This window comes from Massilistercora timonensis, assembly GCF_048354975.1.
GTDB lineage: Bacteria > Bacillota > Clostridia > Lachnospirales > Lachnospiraceae > Massilistercora > Massilistercora timonensis.
In genome coordinates, this window is record NZ_DBGCJQ010000038.1 from 1 (window position 1) to 17,176 (window position 17,176).

The window sequence follows — 17,176 nt, forward strand, 5'->3', positions numbered from 1 at the left end:
GGTTTTGATATGAGGGTGATCGCGGGCACTGCCAGGAGATTACAACTGAAGACGCTGGATGGGTTTGAGACTCGGCCCACCACGGACCGGATCAAGGAGACTCTGTTCAATATGCTGACGCCCTACCTCTATGACTGTATTTTTCTGGATCTTTTCGCGGGAAGCGGTGGAATCGGGATCGAGGCGCTGAGCCGCGGAGCCATGAAGGCGTATTTTGTGGACAATAATCCGAATGCTATCGCCTGTATCAAGGAGAATCTGAAGCATACCCGGCTTTTCCAGAAGGGGGAGACTATGCCGGTGGATGTGCTGACGGCGCTTAAAAGGCTGGAAGGAAACCAGCAGTTTGATTTTATTTTCATGGATCCGCCCTATGGAAAGGGCCTGGAGCGTGAGGCACTGGAATATCTGGCGGGTTCGGAGCTTCTGGCGGAGGAGGGTGTGATCATCGTGGAGGCTGCCAGGGAGACGGAGTTTGATTATCTGGACAGTCTGGGCTTTACTGCGATCAAGACCAAGATCTACAAGACAAACAAGCATGTGTTTATCGAGCCAAAGGGGAGGAAAACGGTATGTTAAGAGCGGTCTATCCGGGCAGCTTTGATCCGGTCACTTACGGTCACCTGGATATTATCCGGCGTTCCTGTCATATGGTGGACGAATTAATTGTCGGAGTATTGTATAATAAGGCAAAAATGCCGTTGTTTTCGGTAGAAGAACGTGTTAGAATGTTAGAAGAGACTACAAAAGACTTACCAAACGTCAAAGTGGTTCCATTTGAGGGATTGTTAGTGGAATTTGCCAGAAAGATGGAAGCCCGGATGGTGGTGAGAGGACTGAGGGCGGTCACGGATTTTGAGTATGAGCTTCAGATGGCTCAGACCAATCACAAGCTGGAGCCCGCCGTGGAGACGGTTTTTCTTACCACAAGCCTGGAACATTCTTATCTTAGTTCCACGATCGTGAAAGAAGTGGCAGCTTTTGGAGGGGATATTTCTCAGTTCGTGCCGGAGGCGGTCGAGACAAAGGTACGGGAGAAAATAATCAAAAAAGGAGAGTGTAAATAATGAGCAGCCGTATTGAACAGATCATTGAAGAAATCGAGGAGTACATCGACAGTTGTAAATTTCAGCCTCTGTCCACCACGAAGATCATCGTCAACAAGGATCAGATGGATGAGTTGCTGCGGGAACTTCGCATGAAGACCCCGGACGAGATCAAGCGGTATCAGAAGATTATCGCCAATAAGGACGCCATCCTGGCAGATGCCCAGGCCAAGGCGGACAGTATGATCGAGGAGGCCCAGATCCAGACCAACGAGCTGGTCAGCGAGCATGAGATCATGCAGCAGGCTTACGCCCAGGCAAATGAAGTGGTGACCGCGGCCACCGAGCAGGCCCAGGAGATCCTGGACAATGCCACCAGAGACGCCAACGACATCCGTATCGGAGCGATGCAGTACACCGACGATCTTCTGGCAAATGCAGAGAGCATCATCGGACATACCCTGGACAGCTACACCACCAAATATGACGGACTGGTCAATTCCCTGCAGGAGTGTTACGACATGGTCCGCAACAACCGGTCTGAGCTGGAGATCCCGGAGCAGTCGCCCCAGGGACTTGAGGCAGAGTATGGAAATGCCCCGGTTGAGGAGGAAGAATCCTTTGATCTGGACGAGGAGATCTAAGTTTTAGACAGACAGAATGAAAGCATAAGAAAAGATAACAGACTGGTCACCATTGCGGTGGCCAGTTTTTGTGTGATATAAGGGAAAATGGAGAGACCGCTTCCCTGGATCATGCTCCGGGTCTGGGCCACGGAGCACCAGCCGCCAAAGGAGACCATCCCCATACAAAGCGAGAACCTGGCCGGAAAAGAAAGAGGAAGGTTTCCGGTCAGGGCGGCGCCGTTTGTGACTTCCAGGGAGGACAGCAGGACCTGGAAGGGCAGGGATCCCCGGAAGGGAAGAAGGCGCATTAGCTGGATCAGGATGGAGAATAGGATGATATAGCCTCCGATCCGGGTGATGGCGGTGAAGCCGTCCATAATAGCGCTATCCATTCCATCTGGGAGCTCACCTGGGAATTTCCGGCCTTTTGCAGGAGCGGATGATCTCAGATCAATGCTGTATTTCCCCGAATGACAGCGGGACTTCCGGGGGCGGAAAAGAAAGCTTAGAAGCAGTGGGGGAACCCACAGAAGGAGAAGGGAAAGAGGAGCCAGGGCGGGGGCCTGCAGACACTGGACGGCTACGAATCCCAGGACGAACATGGGGCTGGTGTTGTTGCAGAAAGAGAGGAGATACTGGCCTTCTTCCAGGGAGATCCTTCCGGCGCGGGTGAGATCGGCAGCTGTTTTACTCCCCATGGGATAACCGCAGAGAAAGCCGGTGAGCATAACATAGGATCCATAATCAGAGACGCCAAATAGGGGACGCAAAAAACGGCCGGTGATCCGGGCGAGGCCCTGGATCGCCGGGGAGCCAAGCAGCAGATTGGACAGGATGAGAAAGGGGAGAAGGGCGGGAAGCACTGTGTTAAACCAGAGCAGCAGACCGGCCTGCGCTCCCTCTAAGATCACCCCGGGGAACAGGATTATCAGCGCGAAGAGAATGAGGGTTTCCGCTGTCATAAGGGTTTGTTTCATGGGATATCCTGCCGATCAAAGATTCTTGATTTTATTTTATGGAACCGGTTGAATTTTTATGAATTCAGTTCCATAATAGAAGGTAGGATATGGGGACCTTCTTTTTGGGTCCGAATGCAAAAGAAAAGAGGTAAGGAAACATGGCAGTATTAACAGAAGTAAAACCAGAAAGAGTCTTTCACTTTTTTGAGGAATTGTGCAAGATTCCCCACGGGACTTTCGACACAAAGCGCATCAGTGATTACTGCGTGGCGTTTGCCAAGGAGCGCGGGCTGGAAGTAGAGCAGGATGAGGCCAACGACGTGATCATCAAAAAGCCCGGGACGCCAGGCTATGAGAACAGCGAGCCGGTGATCCTTCAGGGGCATATGGATATGGTGTGTGAGAAAACTCCGGATTCTGATCATGATTTCAAGACCGACGGTCTGGATCTCTATGTGGAAGACGGTTATGTAAAGGCACGGGGAACGACCCTTGGCGGCGACGACGGAATCGCCATTGCCATGGCTATGGCAATCCTGGACAGCGATGATATCCCTCATCCTCCCATTGAGGCGGTATTTACCGTAGATGAGGAGACTGGTATGGGCGGAGCAGAAGCTGTGGATCTGTCCGGATTAAAGGGAAAGAAGCTTCTGAATATCGACTCCGAGGAGGAAGGCGTCCTGACTTCCGGCTGCGCAGGCGGTATCGTATTTGAGACCCTGATCCCGGTGGCAAGAGAGGAAAAAGAAGGGACGAAGGTTCGCATCAAGGTTCACGGGCTTCTGGGCGGACATTCCGGAAATGAGATCCATCGTCAGAGAGGAAATGCCCACAAGATGCTGGGACGGCTTCTCTACCGGATCCAGAAAGAAGCAGCCTTCGACCTGATCTCCATCAACGGCGGCTCCAAGGACAACGTGATCGCCTCCGAGTCCGAAGCAGTTCTGCTGGCAGCGGAAAAGGATGTGGACAAGATCCTTGCTATGGCAGAAGAGATGAAGGAGATCTGGCTTGGGGAATTTATGGGAGAAGAACCCACCCTGGATGTAACGGCAGCGGCAGAAGGCGCAGCCAAAGAAGCGGCTCTGACCAAAGAGGCAGGAGAGCGGGTGATCGCTTATCTGATGCTTTGCCCCAACGGTCTTATTGAGTACAGCAGGAAGCTGAAAGGCCTGGTAGAGACTTCTCTGAATATCGGCGTAGTGGAGACCTCGGAAGACAAGGTGCGCACCGTTTACCTGATCCGCAGCTCCGTGGAGAGCCGGAAGCAGCAGCTGAGAGAGCAGCTGGAGCAGTGCGGAAAAGTGGTTGGTGGAACCACCAGGACCATCAGCGAGTATCCGGCATGGCAGTTTAATCCGGATTCGGAACTTCGGAAAGTCATGGTAGATATCTATGAGAAAATGTTCGGGAAAGAGCCGGTGGTATCTGCGGTGCACGCAGGACTGGAGTGCGGGTTGTTCCTGGGGAAACGCCCGGATCTGGATTGCGTATCCTTTGGCCCCAACATCCTGGACATCCATTCCTTTAATGAGAAGCTGGATATCGCTTCCACAGAGCGTACCTGGGAATTCTTAAAGGAGATCCTGAAAGAACTGAAGTAAGCATTTCTTAAAATGTTAAAAAGAGGGACAGCGCCCGGCGGCGCTGTCCCGTTTCTTTTCAGTCATATTCTATTGCGCCAGTTCCTCCCAGCGCTCATATAAGGTCTCCAGTTCTTCCTGGATACCGGCTTTTTCCCGGGCCAGTTCCTGGCAGCGGACAGAGTTGGTGTAGACCTCTTCCTGGGTCATCTCTTCATCGATTTGACTACTGCGGGTTTCCAGCTCCTCGATGCGCGCTTCCGTTCGCTTTAATTCGTTCTGCCGCTTGCGCTCCCTGGCCTGGGCTTCCTTTTGCTCCTGCCAGTCAAGCTTAGAGCCGGAGGAGGAAGCAGGGGAGGAGGTATCCGCAGGGTGATCTGTCTGGGCGGGCTTGCTGTAAGCGGCGGTAAGCTCTTCCTTTTTCTCCAGATAGTAGTCGTAATTTCCGATATAGTTGACAAATTTCTGGTTTACCAGGTCCAGGATCCGGGTGGCGGTCTGATTGATAAAGTACCGGTCATGGGAGACGTAGAGCACGGTCCCGGTGTAGTCGTTCAGCGCCCGTTCCAGGATCTCCTTGGAGGCGATGTCCAGGTGGTTGGTGGGCTCGTCCAGGATCAGGAAATTGGCCTCGGAGAGCATAAGCTTTGCAAGAGACACCCGGCCCCGTTCGCCGCCGCTTAAGTCCCCGATCCGCTTGAACACATCGTCGCCGGTGAAGAGGAAGGCGGCCAGCATATTCCGGATCTGGGTGTTGGTAAGGGCAGGGTAGTCGTCCGAGATCTCTTCAAAGATCGTCTTCTCCATGTGAAGGACATGATGTTCCTGGTCGTAATAGCCGATATGCACGTTGGTCCCAAGACGGAAGAGCCCGGAATCCGCCTCTGTGACCCGGTTCAGGATCTTCAGAAGGGTGGTCTTGCCGGTACCGTTGTCCCCGATCACCGCCACGTGTTCCCCACGGCGGATCTCAAAGCTGACATCGGAAAATAATACCTGGGGAGGGAATGCCTTGCTTAAGTGTTCTACGCTCAGCACATCATTGCCGCTCTGGCAGGAGGGTTCCAGCTTCAGGTGGATCTCCGTGTCAGGGGCGGCCGGTTTGTCGATGACTTTGATCTTCTCCAGCATTTTCTCCCGGCTTTCTGCCCGCTTGATGGATTTCTCCCGGTTGAAGGACCGGAGCTTTTCAATGACTGCTTCCTGATGACGGATCTCCTGCTGCTGATTTAAGTATGCCTTCAGCTTTGCCTCCTGAACCTGCTTTTTCTTGGCGGCATAATCCGTATAATTTCCAAGATAGGTGTGAAGTTCTCCCTGTTCGATTTCTACCACCTTGGTGACTACCCGGTTGAGAAAGTATCGGTCGTGGGAGACGATGAGAACCGCCCCCTGGTAATTCAGAAGGTAGGTCTCCAGCCAGGCGATGGAATTTAAGTCCAGATGGTTGGTGGGCTCGTCCAGAAGCAGGATATCCGGCTTCTGAAGAAGCAGTTTGCCAAGAGCCACCCGGGTCTTCTGGCCGCCGGAGAGGGTATCGATGGCCTTGGAGAAATCCGCTTCCTCAAAGCCAAGACCCTTCAGGACGCCGGTGATCTCGCTCTCGCAGGCGTAGCCATTTTCCGCCTCAAACTGAGTGGTCAGCCGGTTGTAGGTCTCCATTTCTTCTTTAAGCCGTTCACCTGTAAGGTGTGGCATGGCAAGTTCGATCTCCCGGATCCGCTGCTCCATCTGGAAAATGTGCGCCTTGGCGGTACGCACTTCCTGGTAAATGGTGTTGTCGCCGGTCATCTCCTGGTGCTGGGCAAGATAGCCCAGGGTCTTGTCTTTGGCGATGGTGACAGAGCCCGCGTCGGGGAGAAGTTCTCCCACGATCATCTTAAGCAGAGTGGTCTTGCCTGCGCCGTTTGACCCCACCAGGGCTGTTTTCTCATATTCTTCTATATGAAAGGAGCCGTCATGAACGATGACTTCCTCTCCAAATGCTTTTTCAATCCCGTGACATGCAAGTATCATAAACGCCTCCAAATCTTTCGCATACGTTTTCATTATAGCGGAAACAGGACAAAAAACAACTAAAAGTTTGACTTTGTACAGACAATTCTATATAATAAACTCTAGAATGGAACAGGAAGGTGAAAATTGTGGAAGGCAGAGAGATTTCACAGGCAGTTATTCGCAGACTGCCAAGGTACTACAGATATTTAGGAGAGCTGCTGGAGAATGGAGTGGAACGGATCTCCTCCAACGACTTGAGTAAGAGGATGAAGGTGACAGCCTCCCAGATCCGGCAGGATCTGAATAATTTTGGAGGATTCGGCCAGCAGGGCTATGGATATAATGTAAAGTATTTATATACGGAGATCGGCAAGATCTTAGGTCTGGAAGAAGACCATAATATCATCATCATCGGAGCCGGTAATCTGGGACAGGCGCTGGCTAACTACGCGGCGTTCGAGAAGCGGGGCTTCATCCTGAAAGGGATCTTCGATGTGAACCCAAGGCTGCAGGGAGTGGCGATCCGGGGCGTTCCCATCCGTATGATGGACGAGCTTAAAGGCTTTGTCCAGAGGAATGAGGTGGATATCGCGGTGCTGACCATCCCCAAAGAGAAGGCCATCGAGGTGGCCAATATGCTGGTGGAAAACGGGGTGCGGGCGATCTGGAATTTCGCTCATACAGATCTGAATCTTCCGGAGAATATCATTGTGGAGAATGTCCACTTGTCAGAAAGTCTGATGCAGCTGTCTTATAATATCAGCAGATATAACAAAGAACATAAATAGATCCGACAGTAACGTGTGACGGTGAGCGTGTTCAGACAGGCCTGCCTTCGCACGTTCTTTATAATCAGAAATGTTTGGAAACCTGGGTAAATGAGGTGAGCGTATGGAATATCTTCCGGGTGGCGGCCAGATGAAGGCGGCGGACCAGTATACGATACAGACTCTTGGGGTGCCGTCTCTGGAGCTTATGGAACGAGCCGCCGGAGAATGTGTCCGTTTCTTTGAGGAAGCGGGACTGGATCTCTCCCATGTGTGTATCGTGTGCGGTTCCGGAAATAACGGGGGAGACGGTTTTGCCATCGGGCGGCTCCTGCTGGAAAAAGGCGGGAAGGTTACCCTTTTGATGGCGGGGAACAGAAGCCATTGTACGGAAGAAACTGCAGTCCAGATGGAACGGTTTGTGCAGGCAGGCGGCAGGATCAGTGACCAATGGGAATCCGGTGAATATAGTATCATAGTGGATGCCGTCTTTGGAGTAGGGTTAAGCCGCGAAGTGGGAGGAAGCTACCGGGAGCTGATCCGGCAGATGAATGCTTCTTCCGGGACGAAAGTGGCGGTGGATATTCCCTCCGGGGTATCCGCGGATACCGGACAGGTGCTGGGCATTGCTTTTGCGGCGGATTATACAGTGACCTTCCAGGCAAGGAAGATCGGCCTTCTTCTCTATCCGGGGAAGAAATATGCCGGGCAGGTGATCCCAAGAGAGATCGGGATCAGCGAAGTTCCCCTTGAACAGGATCCCGGTACGGCAGTCCTTCTGTCAGAGCAAGAATACGCTCAGCTTTTGCCGGAGCGGCCGGAAGATTCCCACAAGGGAACTTATGGACGGCTGCTGGTGATCGCAGGGAGCAAAGGAATGAGCGGCGCCGCCTTCTTCAACGCCGCCGCGGCTTATACTGCAGGGGCGGGGCTGGTTCAGATCTACACGCCGGAAGAAAACAGGCCGATCCTGCAGCAGCTTCTGCCGGAGGCTATTGTAAAGCCTTATCAGGACTATGACCGGGAAGAGCTTCTTGGGCTTCTTTCCTGGGCGGACGTGGTGCTTGGCGGTTCCGGGCTTGGGACCGGAGAGATCTCCCGGAAGATCCTTGAGACAGTGGCGCTGGAAGGAGAGAAGCCTGCAGTGATCGACGCGGACGGACTGAATCTTCTGGGGGCGCACCGGGAGTGGCTGTCAGAGCTTCGGCACAGGGACTACATTTTCACGCCCCATCTAAAGGAAATGGAACGGCTGACCGGGATCCCCACAGATCAGATCCGGGCGAACCGGGTGGAAGCCCTTCGCACCTTTGCCGCAGGGACAGGACTTGGCTGTGTGCTGAAGGATTCCGTGACTCTGATCCAAAAGGGAGAGGGGCGCACTTATCTGAATCCCACCGGGAACAGCGCTATGGCAAAGGCGGGATCCGGAGACGTTCTGGCTGGTATCATCGCAGGGCTTCTTGCCCAGGGGATCTCCTGTGAAGCAGCTGCCCTTCTGGGGACCTGGCTTCACGGCAGAGCCGGAGACCTGGCCCGGGAGGAAAAGGGAAGATACAGCGTGCTGGCACGGGACCTGATCGGGAAGCTGGCCCAGGCCATGAAGGAAGCGGATGAGAGCATCAGACACGGTAAGATCCGGAGTCTGCAGATAGAACAGAAATGAAAAAAGAAGGGAGTGTACATGATGAAACAGTATAACAGAGTATGTGCCAGGATCGATCTGGACGCCATTGAGTACAATATGGAGATGATGCATAAGAACACCCGGGAGGGCGTGTCCATGATCTCTGTGATCAAGACCGACGGCTACGGCCACGGCGCGGTGCAGATCGCCCGGATGCTGGAGCCCAAGGATTATATCTGGGGCTATGCGGTAGCCACCCTGGATGAGGCGGTGGTACTGCGAAAAAGAGGGATCAAAAAGCCCATCCTGGTCCTTGGCTGTATCTTCCCGGATCAGTGGGAGGCGGCCATCACCCATGAGATACGGTTCACCGTCTACACCAAAGAGATGGCGGAAGGGATCAGCGAGCTGGCAGGGAAACTTGGCAAAGACGCTTATGTGCATATCAAGCTGGACACGGGAATGTCCAGGCTTGGCTTTCTGATCCAGGAGGAGAGCGCGGAGATCATCACCGGGATCACCCGGCTGCCGGGACTTATCATGGAAGGGATGTTCACTCATTTCGCCAAGGCGGATGAGACGGATAAGACCTTTACCAACAAGCAGTATGAAGGCTATCTCTGGATGAAAAAACGATTGGAGGAAAATGGTGTTACTTTCCAGTACTACCATTGCTGCAACAGCGCGGGGATCATTGATGTGAAGGAAGCAAACCTGGATCTTGTCCGGGCCGGGATCTCTACCTACGGGCTGTATCCATCCGAAGAAGTGGAGAAGGAGAACGTGCCGCTCAAGCCCGCCCTGGAGCTTGTAAGTCATGTAGCCCATGTGAAATGGGTGGATGAAGGAACACCGGTAAGCTACGGCGGTACTTATATCACAAAGAGGCGTACCCGGATCGCCACGATCCCGGTGGGCTATGGAGACGGTTATCCCAGAAGCCTGTCCAACAAAGGCTATGTGCTGATCCATGGCAAAGAGGCGCCGATCCTTGGAAGAGTGTGTATGGATCAGTTCATGGTAGATGTGACAGAGATCGAAGATGTGGCATTTGGTGATGTGGTGACCCTGGTGGGAGAAAACGAAGGCGCACATCTGCCGGTGGAAGTGTTAAGCGATCTGTCGGGACGGTTCAATTATGAGTTTGTCTGTGATCTTGGAAAGCGGATCCCCAGAGAATTTATCCGGCACGGCGAAGTAGTGGAACAGATGGATTATTTTGAATAAGAGACCTGCGGGAAGACCTTTGCCTGCATACATCCGAAAAAGCTGGAAATACTAAGGTATCATCAGAAATAAGAAGCGGAGTGTGAGACAAAAGGTGCAGGTAAGACGCGGCGATATTTTTTATGCAGATCTAAGTCCCGTAGTGGGATCGGAACAGGGGGGCGTGCGGCCGGTGCTGATCATCCAGAATGATGTGGGCAACCGGCACAGCCCCACGGTGATCTGCGCGGCTATCACGTCCAGGATGAACAAGGCGAAGCTGCCGACCCATGTGGAGATCGATGCCAGAAGGTATCAGATCGTGAAGAATTCGGTTGTCCTTCTGGAACAGATCCGGACGATCGATAAACAAAGACTGAGGGAACAGGTCTGTCACCTGGACAGAGAGATCATGAAGAAAATAGATGAAGCCCTGAAGGTAAGCTTTGAGCTTCATACATAGAAAAGGAGTCAAGAGAGAATTACAATGGAAGAGGACAGTTTATTTCAAAGGATGCGGCGGGTATTCCAGGTAGAGGAAGAGATGGATGAGGGGACCCAGAAAGAGGCGGCCAGCCTGATCCAGAATATTTTCCGGTATCTGGATAAGGACGCCAGAGACATCATGACCCACCGGAAGAATATCGTGGCTATCGACGGGGAAGATACCCTGGAAGAGGCGTTTCAGTTTATGCTGGGAGAGAGCTTCTCAAGGTTCCCCATTTTCCATGAGGATATTGATGAGATCATCGGCTTTCTCCATCTCAGGGAGGCGGCGGCCTGTTATATGAAGGAAGAACTGCGGCAGGTTCCGGTGAAAGAACTGAAAGAATACATAAGACCGGTCACCTTTGTCCCGGAGACCAAGAGTATCGATGTGCTTTTCAAGGAGATGCAGGAGCAGAAAAACCATGTGGTCATTGTCCTGGACGAATACGGCCAGACTTCCGGCCTGGTGGCCATGGAGGATATCCTGGAGGAGATCGTGGGGAATATCCTGGATGAACATGACCGGGAGGAGGAGACCATCCTGACCCTTCCGGACGGGAGCCTGAAGGTCCAGGGAATGGCGGATCTGGAGGATCTGGAGCAGGTGCTTCCCATCCGGTTTGAAACGGAAGAATATGAGACGGTCAATGGGTTCCTGATCGATCAGCTGGACCGGATCCCGGCAGAAGACGAACACTGTGTGGTGGAATATGAGAGATATCGGTTTACAGTGCTTTCTGTGGAGAATAACACGATTGGAACGGTAAAGATTGAAAAACTTCCGGAAGAGTGCTAAAATAGAAAGGTGTGACAGAAAACGACAAGGACAAGGAGAGAAAGAAGAGATGTCAGGACATTCAAAATTTGCCAATATCAAGCATAAAAAAGAAAAAAATGATGCGGCAAAGGGCAAGATCTTTACCAAGATCGGAAAGGAACTGGCGGTTGCCGTCAAGGAAGGCGGAAGCGCTGACCCGGCCAACAACAGCAGGCTGCGCGATGTGATCGCCAAGGCGAAGGCCAACAATATGCCCAACGACACCATTGAGCGGAACATCAAGAAAGCTACCGGGGACGCCAATGCCGCGAATTATGAACATATTACATATGAAGGATATGGTCCCAACGGAACGGCCATTATCGTAGAGACGCTGACAGACAACCGGAACCGGACTGCTACCAATGTAAAGCATGCATTTACAAAAGGAAGCGGCAACGTGGGGACTCCGGGATGTGTCTCTTTCATGTTTGACCAGAAGGGACAGATCGTGATCGACAAAGAGGAATACGAAGGAGATGCAGATGAGCTGATGATGGCGGCCCTGGACGCCGGGGCTGAGGACTTCGTGGAGGAAGAAGACAGCTTCGAGATCCTGACCGCGCCGGAAGATTTCGGAAGTGTCCATCAGGCCCTGGAGGAAGCGGGGATCACCATGGCGGCCGCGGAAGTGACCATGATCCCGCAGACTTATGTGGAACTGACAGACGAGAAAGACATTGCCAACATTCAGAAGACACTGGATATGCTGGATGATGATGACGACGTTCAGAATGTTTATCACAATTGGGACGAATAGAGCAGAGTACAGACAGATGGAGGATAAGGATGGAGAAGATCAGAGAGGATCTGGCCCGGCTTTTTGACGAGATGCTGACCCAGGTTGGCGGATTTCGGAAAAAAACATACAACGGGGTGTTTGAGAAAGGCTTCCGGCAGTTTTGCAATGTACCGGAAGAGATCGGCAGTCTCTGCGAAGAGACGCCGGAAGAGGAGCGGCAGGCGTTGATCCTGGAACTTGCCGGGATCATTCCGGAATACGCGGCAGGGTTGATGGGGGAACAGCCACGCCGGGCGCGGGAACGTCTTTCCGTGGACTACAACATGAATATGGCAGTTTATGTGATGCCGATCCTTACCTATACAAAGGATGACTTCTGCATCCAGATGTGCAGGCAGATGGTGGAGATCTGGAATGACCGCAGGGTGACTTCCCTGACACTTTCCTATGCCACCTACGATGACATTTCTGCCGGCTTTAAGAAAAAGTGGTGTTATATCACCACTGCGGTGTGTGAAAACCGCGGGCTTCCGGACGACTGTTATGAGCTGGAGACGCTGCGCGGCTACCGGGACGGCTATCTTATGCGCTCCAAGGAGGGCAGGGCCCTGGTGGATGAATATTATGACCTGGCGCCTGTGATCGTGCGGGCCATCAATATGCGCAAAGACCGGGCAGAGATCTATGAAGATATTTATAAGTCCTGTCTGACGCCCTGCATCCGCTGTATCGAAGAGGGGGATCAGGAGAGGTGTAAGGATCTGTATACAGGTATGGTGACAGATCTGAAAACGAAGTATTTAGGTTATCAGGAGGGAATTTGATGAGTAATTACAAGATTGAGACAAAATGTATCCAGTCCGGTTATGTGCCTGGAAACGGAGAGGCAAGAGTCCTTCCCATTTACCAGAGTACTACATTTAAATACAGCACCAGCGAGGAGATGGGACGTCTGTTTGACCTGGATGAGTCCGGGTATTTCTACACCCGTCTCCAGAACCCCACCAATGATGCGGTTGCGGCCAAGATCTGTGATCTGGAGGGCGGCGTGGCGGCCATGCTGACATCTTCCGGGCAGGCGGCCAACTTCTACGCCATCATGAACATCGCCCAGGCCGGAGATCATATTGTGTGTGCCTCGGCTCTCTATGGTGGTACCTACAATCTGTATGCCCACACCATCAAGAAAATGGGTGTGGAGGCTACTTTCGTAGATCCTGACTGTACAGAGGAAGAGCTGGAAGCGGCATTTCAGGAGAACACCAGGGCGGTATTCGGCGAGACCCTGGCCAATCCGGCGCTGGTAGTGCTGGATCTGGAGAAGTTTGCCAAAGCGGCTCATGCCCATGGTGTTCCCTTTATCGTTGACAATACCTTTGCCACTCCGATCAACTGCAGGCCTTTTGAGTGGGGAGCGGACATTGTGACCCATTCCACGACCAAGTATATGGACGGCCATGCAGTCTGCGTAGGCGGAGCCATCGTGGACAGCGGAAACTTTGACTGGGAGGCGTACAGCGACAAGTATCCGGGGCTGACCACGCCGGATGAGACCTATCACGGGATCGTCTATACGCAGAAATTCGGCAAGCTGGCTTATATCACCAAGGCCACTGCGCAGCTTATGCGGGATCTGGGTTCCATCCAGTCTCCTCAGAATGCCTTTCTTCTGAACATCGGCCTTGAGACGCTGGCCCTGCGTATGGAGCGTCACTGCGCCAACGCGAAGAAGGCGGCCGAGTACTTAAAGAACCATGAGAAGGTGGCCTGGGTCAAGGCTCCGGGACTTCCGGGAGACAAATATTACGATCTTGCGCAGAAGTATCTTCCCAACGGAACCTGCGGCGTCATCGCATTTGGCGTTAAGGGCGGAAGAGAGGCGGCGGTCCGCATGATGGATGCGCTGAAGATGATCGCCATTGTGACTCACGTGGCGGATGCCAGAAGCTGTGTACTTCACCCGGCCAGCCATACCCACCGTCAGATGAACGACGAGGAACTGCTGGAAGCAGGAGTACAGCCGGATCTGATCCGGTTCAGCGTAGGGCTTGAGAATATCGAGGATATCATCGCTGACCTGGAGCAGGCGCTTCGGCAGGTATAAAATGAAAGAATCACCTCCATACTAATAAAAAAGGTATGGAGGTGTCTTTTTATGGAAAAAGAAAACCAGGAAGAAGAGAAGAAGAAGGAGATCCGGGAGACGGGAAGCCTGGATCTTAGAGAGGAGAAGGACGGACACAGGATCAAGCTTCTGACCATCATAGGCGAGATCGAGGGGCATGAGGCTGTGGCCGGCAATACCAAAGCCACGAAATACGAACATCTTCTACCCATGTTGGCAGAGGTGGAGGACAGCCGGGAGATCGACGGCGTGCTGATCCTTCTGAACACCCTGGGCGGGGATGTGGAAGCTGGACTTTCTATCGCTGAGATGATCGCCTCTTTAAGCAAGCCCACAGTATCTCTGGTGCTGGGCGGCAGCCACTCCATCGGTGGCCCGCTGGCGGTATCTGCCCGATATTCCTTTATCGTGCCCAGCGGCACCATGATCATCCATCCGGTGCGCTCCAGCGGCATGTTCATCGGAGTGCCGCAGAGCCTGCGTAACATGGTGCGGACCCAGGATCGGATCACCCGCTTTCTGGCGGATCACTCCCGGATGAAAAAGGAGCGGATCGAAGAACTGATGCTCAACCCCACAGAGCTGGTGAAAGACGTGGGAACCCTTCTGGAAGGAGAGGAAGCCGTGCAGGAAGGCCTGATCGATGAGGTGGGCGGAATGAGCCAGGCGCTGAATAAACTGCACGAAATGATCCGCCAGGACAGGGGGAAATGTGGGAAAATAGATAATGACAGCTTTTTTCAAAAATGATATACTTATAATAGTATTGCCGGAAAACGGTGATTAAGGGGGAAGCTTCATGGCTGGAAAGTCAAAGAAAAAGAGGGGTACGTCATCGAAAACAAAAAAGAAAAATACCGGGCAGAGCTTTGTGGGCGATGAGATCCTGATCTGGGCGTCTCTCGCCGTCAGCCTTCTGCTTTTGATCAGTAATTTTGGAATGGGCGGTTTCCTGGGCGACGGGGTGGCTGCGTTTCTTTCTGCTGCCTTTGGATGGGTAGCCTACGCGGTGCCGTTCCTTTTGTTTGGAACCATCGCCTTTACCGTATCCAACCGGGGGAATGCCAACGCTTATCTGAAGACCGGGGCGATCCTTGTGCTGGCGGTTCTGGCCTGCACCCTGTTTCAGCTGGTGGACGACGCCGGCGGGTTCGTTGGGTCTCTTCTGGCCGGGCTTTTAGTACCGGCGATCGGGACCGCCGGTACATATGTGGTGGTGGTCATCCTGGCCATCATCTGTCTGGTACTTATCACGGGAAAATCCCTTTTGAAAGGCGTCCGGGATCAGAGCAGCAGGGCTTATGACAGAGCAAAAGAAGACGCTGCCCGCCGGAGAGAGGAAGCAAGAGAGCGGCAGTCTCAGCGGGAAAATGCAGCCCCAAGGCAGCGGATCACCGGAAGAAAGCGGCGGACGGACCGGCGGGTGGAAGGGGTTTCCTTTAATACCACCCTTGCAGAACCGGAAGCAAAGGAAATTCCTGTCCCAGAGACCAAAGAGGAAGAAGCGCCACCTCAGTTCCATATCAACCGTGGGGAGGATCTCCCGCCCTGGGAGGAAGGGGAGGAAGAAACTGCAGGAGCAGAACCAGTCCTTCCCACCGGGAAAAAGACCAGGGAAAAGAGCGGAAGCGAAGTGGCCTCGGAGACTTCCGGAGTGGCTGCTTCCATTGCTGCAGATGCGGCGAGGCCCAGGAAAGCCTATCGGTTCCCGCCTATGTCCCTTCTGAAAAAGGGAAGCCGGAGCGGAGGAGATTCAGACGCTCATTTACGGGAGACGGCGATGAAGCTGCAGCAGACACTGGAGAATTTCGGCGTGAAGGTTACGGTGACCGATGTAAGCTGCGGCCCTTCCGTGACCCGGTATGAGCTGCAGCCGGAGATGGGAGTCAAGGTGAGCAAGATCGTGGGCCTGGCCGACGATATCAAGCTAAACCTGGCGGCTGCGGATATCCGGATCGAGGCGCCTATTCCCGGCAAGGCCGCAGTGGGGATCGAGGTTCCTAACAAGGAAAATTCCGTGGTCATGCTGCGAGATCTTCTGGAAACGCCGGAGTTTCAGAACAGTTCTTCCAAGATCGCTTTTGCGGCAGGCAAGGATATCGCAGGGAAGACGGTGGTGGCGGACATTGCCAGGATGCCCCATGTTCTGATCGCCGGAGCTACCGGTTCCGGAAAATCTGTATGTATCAATACTCTGATCATGAGTATTTTGTATAAAGCCTCGCCGGAGGAGGTGCGGCTTATCATGATCGACCCGAAAGTTGTGGAGTTAAGTGTGTATAACGGGATCCCTCATCTGATGATCCCTGTGGTCACCGATCCCAAGAAGGCGGCCGGCGCCCTCAACTGGGCGGTGATGGAGATGACCCGTAGATATCAGGCGTTTGCAGAGTGCAATGTGCGGGATATCAAGGGCTACAACAGCAAAGTGGCGGCAGAACCGCAGACGCCGGATGGAGAGAAGCGCGAACCTATGCCTCAGATCGTGATCATCGTGGACGAGCTGGCAGACCTTATGATGGTGGCGCCTGGAGAGGTGGAGGAATCCATCTGCCGTCTGGCCCAGCTTGCCAGAGCGGCAGGGCTTCATCTGGTGCTGGCTACCCAGCGTCCTTCCGTCAATGTGATCACTGGCCTGATCAAGGCAAATATGCCTTCCCGGATTGCATTTGCCGTGTCTTCCGGCGTGGATTCCCGGACCATCATCGATATGAACGGCGCGGAAAAGCTGCTGGGGAAAGGCGATATGCTGTTCTACCCTTCCGGTTACCAGAAGCCTGCCCGTGTCCAGGGAGCTTTTGTAACGGATAAAGAGGTTCAGAACGTGGTGGATTATCTGAAGACCCACAATGGAGACGCAGATTACGACGAAGCCATTGAGGAACAGGTGGCCACCGGTGTTGCGCCGGGCGGTGTTCCCGGCGGACCAGGCAGCGGGGAAGAAGAGCGGGATGTATATTTCGCCGATGCAGGACGGTTGATCGTTGAGAAGGAAAAGGCATCCATCGGTATGCTGCAGAGAAGCTTTAAGATCGGTTTCAACCGGGCGGCAAGGATCATGGATCAGCTGTGCGAGGCAGGCGTGGTAGGCGGTGAGGAAGGAACAAAGCCGCGGAAGATCCTGATGTCCATGGAAGAATTTGAAGCGTACCTGTCAAATAACAGCTAAAGAGGGCGGAATCTGTAGG

Annotated in this window: 16 protein-coding genes; 14 read left to right on the top strand and 2 right to left on the bottom strand. The window is 53.3% G+C overall.

From position 1 onward, the window contains the following. The 3 genes from rsmD to ACML7B_RS02935 all read left to right on the top strand — a co-directional run. A partial coding sequence (gene rsmD / locus ACML7B_RS02925) for a 16S rRNA (guanine(966)-N(2))-methyltransferase RsmD (RefSeq protein WP_418539264.1) occupies nucleotides 1-579 on the top strand: 579 nt, incomplete at its 5' end. Continuing rightward, nucleotides 573-1,067 carry a pantetheine-phosphate adenylyltransferase gene (coaD, locus tag ACML7B_RS02930; RefSeq protein WP_346708442.1) on the top strand — a complete coding sequence of 165 codons (495 nt, stop codon included), beginning with the start codon at nucleotides 573-575 and terminating at the stop codon, nucleotides 1,065-1,067. The genes rsmD and coaD, both read left to right, overlap by 7 nt. Further along, entirely contained in the window at nucleotides 1,067-1,690 is a 624-nt protein-coding gene (locus ACML7B_RS02935) for an ATPase (RefSeq protein ID WP_346708441.1), read from the top strand. Before coaD ends, ACML7B_RS02935 begins: the two co-directional genes overlap by 1 nt. Here the strand turns inward: ACML7B_RS02935 and ACML7B_RS02940 are convergent. Then, nucleotides 1,687-2,634 (bottom strand): transporter, encoded by a 948-nt coding sequence (locus tag ACML7B_RS02940; protein ID WP_418539265.1) that lies wholly within the window; start codon nucleotides 2,632-2,634, stop codon nucleotides 1,687-1,689. The two genes, ACML7B_RS02935 and ACML7B_RS02940, sit on opposite strands and share 4 nt — an antisense overlap. A gap of 155 nt (nucleotides 2,635-2,789) precedes the next feature. Between ACML7B_RS02940 and ACML7B_RS02945 the strand changes: the two genes are divergently transcribed. Beyond that, complete coding sequence (locus ACML7B_RS02945) at nucleotides 2,790-4,238, top strand: aminoacyl-histidine dipeptidase (RefSeq protein ID WP_418539266.1); 1,449 nt, start codon at nucleotides 2,790-2,792, stop codon at nucleotides 4,236-4,238. 69 nt (nucleotides 4,239-4,307) lie between these two features. Here ACML7B_RS02945 and ACML7B_RS02950 read toward each other — a convergent pair whose 3' ends face one another. Further along, nucleotides 4,308-6,233, bottom strand: a complete 1,926-nt coding sequence (locus ACML7B_RS02950) for an ABC-F family ATP-binding cassette domain-containing protein (protein ID WP_346708438.1) — start codon at nucleotides 6,231-6,233, stop codon at nucleotides 4,308-4,310. A 128-nt stretch (nucleotides 6,234-6,361) separates the two neighbouring features. Between ACML7B_RS02950 and ACML7B_RS02955 the strand changes: the two genes are divergently transcribed. The 10 genes from ACML7B_RS02955 (at nucleotide 6,362) to ACML7B_RS03000 (ending at nucleotide 17,157) form a co-directional block, all read left to right on the top strand. Next, nucleotides 6,362-7,003: a redox-sensing transcriptional repressor Rex gene (locus tag ACML7B_RS02955; protein ID WP_106788270.1), complete on the top strand. Its 642-nt coding sequence runs from the start codon at nucleotides 6,362-6,364 to the stop codon at nucleotides 7,001-7,003. Nucleotides 7,004-7,106: 103 nt separating this feature from the next. Beyond that, on the top strand, nucleotides 7,107-8,648 hold the full coding sequence (locus tag ACML7B_RS02960; RefSeq protein WP_418539267.1) for an NAD(P)H-hydrate dehydratase: 1,542 nt from the start codon (nucleotides 7,107-7,109) through the stop codon (nucleotides 8,646-8,648). Nucleotides 8,649-8,666: 18 nt separating this feature from the next. Continuing rightward, complete coding sequence (gene alr, locus ACML7B_RS02965; protein ID WP_418539268.1) at nucleotides 8,667-9,836, top strand: alanine racemase; 1,170 nt, start codon at nucleotides 8,667-8,669, stop codon at nucleotides 9,834-9,836. A 94-nt stretch (nucleotides 9,837-9,930) separates the two neighbouring features. Beyond that, a complete protein-coding gene (locus ACML7B_RS02970) occupies nucleotides 9,931-10,278 on the top strand; it encodes a type II toxin-antitoxin system PemK/MazF family toxin (protein WP_346708851.1) in 348 nt (115 codons plus the stop codon). A 24-nt stretch (nucleotides 10,279-10,302) separates the two neighbouring features. Further along, nucleotides 10,303-11,100: a hemolysin family protein gene (locus tag ACML7B_RS02975; RefSeq protein WP_418539269.1), complete on the top strand. Its 798-nt coding sequence runs from the start codon at nucleotides 10,303-10,305 to the stop codon at nucleotides 11,098-11,100. A gap of 49 nt (nucleotides 11,101-11,149) precedes the next feature. Further along, on the top strand, nucleotides 11,150-11,881 hold the full coding sequence (locus ACML7B_RS02980) for a YebC/PmpR family DNA-binding transcriptional regulator (RefSeq protein WP_106788265.1): 732 nt from the start codon (nucleotides 11,150-11,152) through the stop codon (nucleotides 11,879-11,881). Between the two features lie 29 nt (nucleotides 11,882-11,910). After that, nucleotides 11,911-12,687 (top strand): CFI-box-CTERM domain-containing protein, encoded by a 777-nt coding sequence (locus ACML7B_RS02985; protein WP_346708434.1) that lies wholly within the window; start codon nucleotides 11,911-11,913, stop codon nucleotides 12,685-12,687. Then, the gene (locus tag ACML7B_RS02990) at nucleotides 12,687-13,967 is read left to right on the top strand and encodes an O-acetylhomoserine aminocarboxypropyltransferase/cysteine synthase family protein (protein ID WP_346708433.1); all 1,281 of its coding nucleotides are present in this window, start codon (nucleotides 12,687-12,689) and stop codon (nucleotides 13,965-13,967) included. Before ACML7B_RS02985 ends, ACML7B_RS02990 begins: the two co-directional genes overlap by 1 nt. Before the next feature lie 51 nt (nucleotides 13,968-14,018). Further along, nucleotides 14,019-14,738, top strand: coding sequence for a ClpP family protease (locus ACML7B_RS02995; protein WP_418539270.1), 720 nt, complete (start codon nucleotides 14,019-14,021; stop codon nucleotides 14,736-14,738). Between the two features lie 49 nt (nucleotides 14,739-14,787). Further along, nucleotides 14,788-17,157 (top strand): DNA translocase FtsK 4TM domain-containing protein, encoded by a 2,370-nt coding sequence (locus ACML7B_RS03000; protein WP_418539271.1) that lies wholly within the window; start codon nucleotides 14,788-14,790, stop codon nucleotides 17,155-17,157. Nucleotides 17,158-17,176 lie beyond the last annotated feature (19 nt).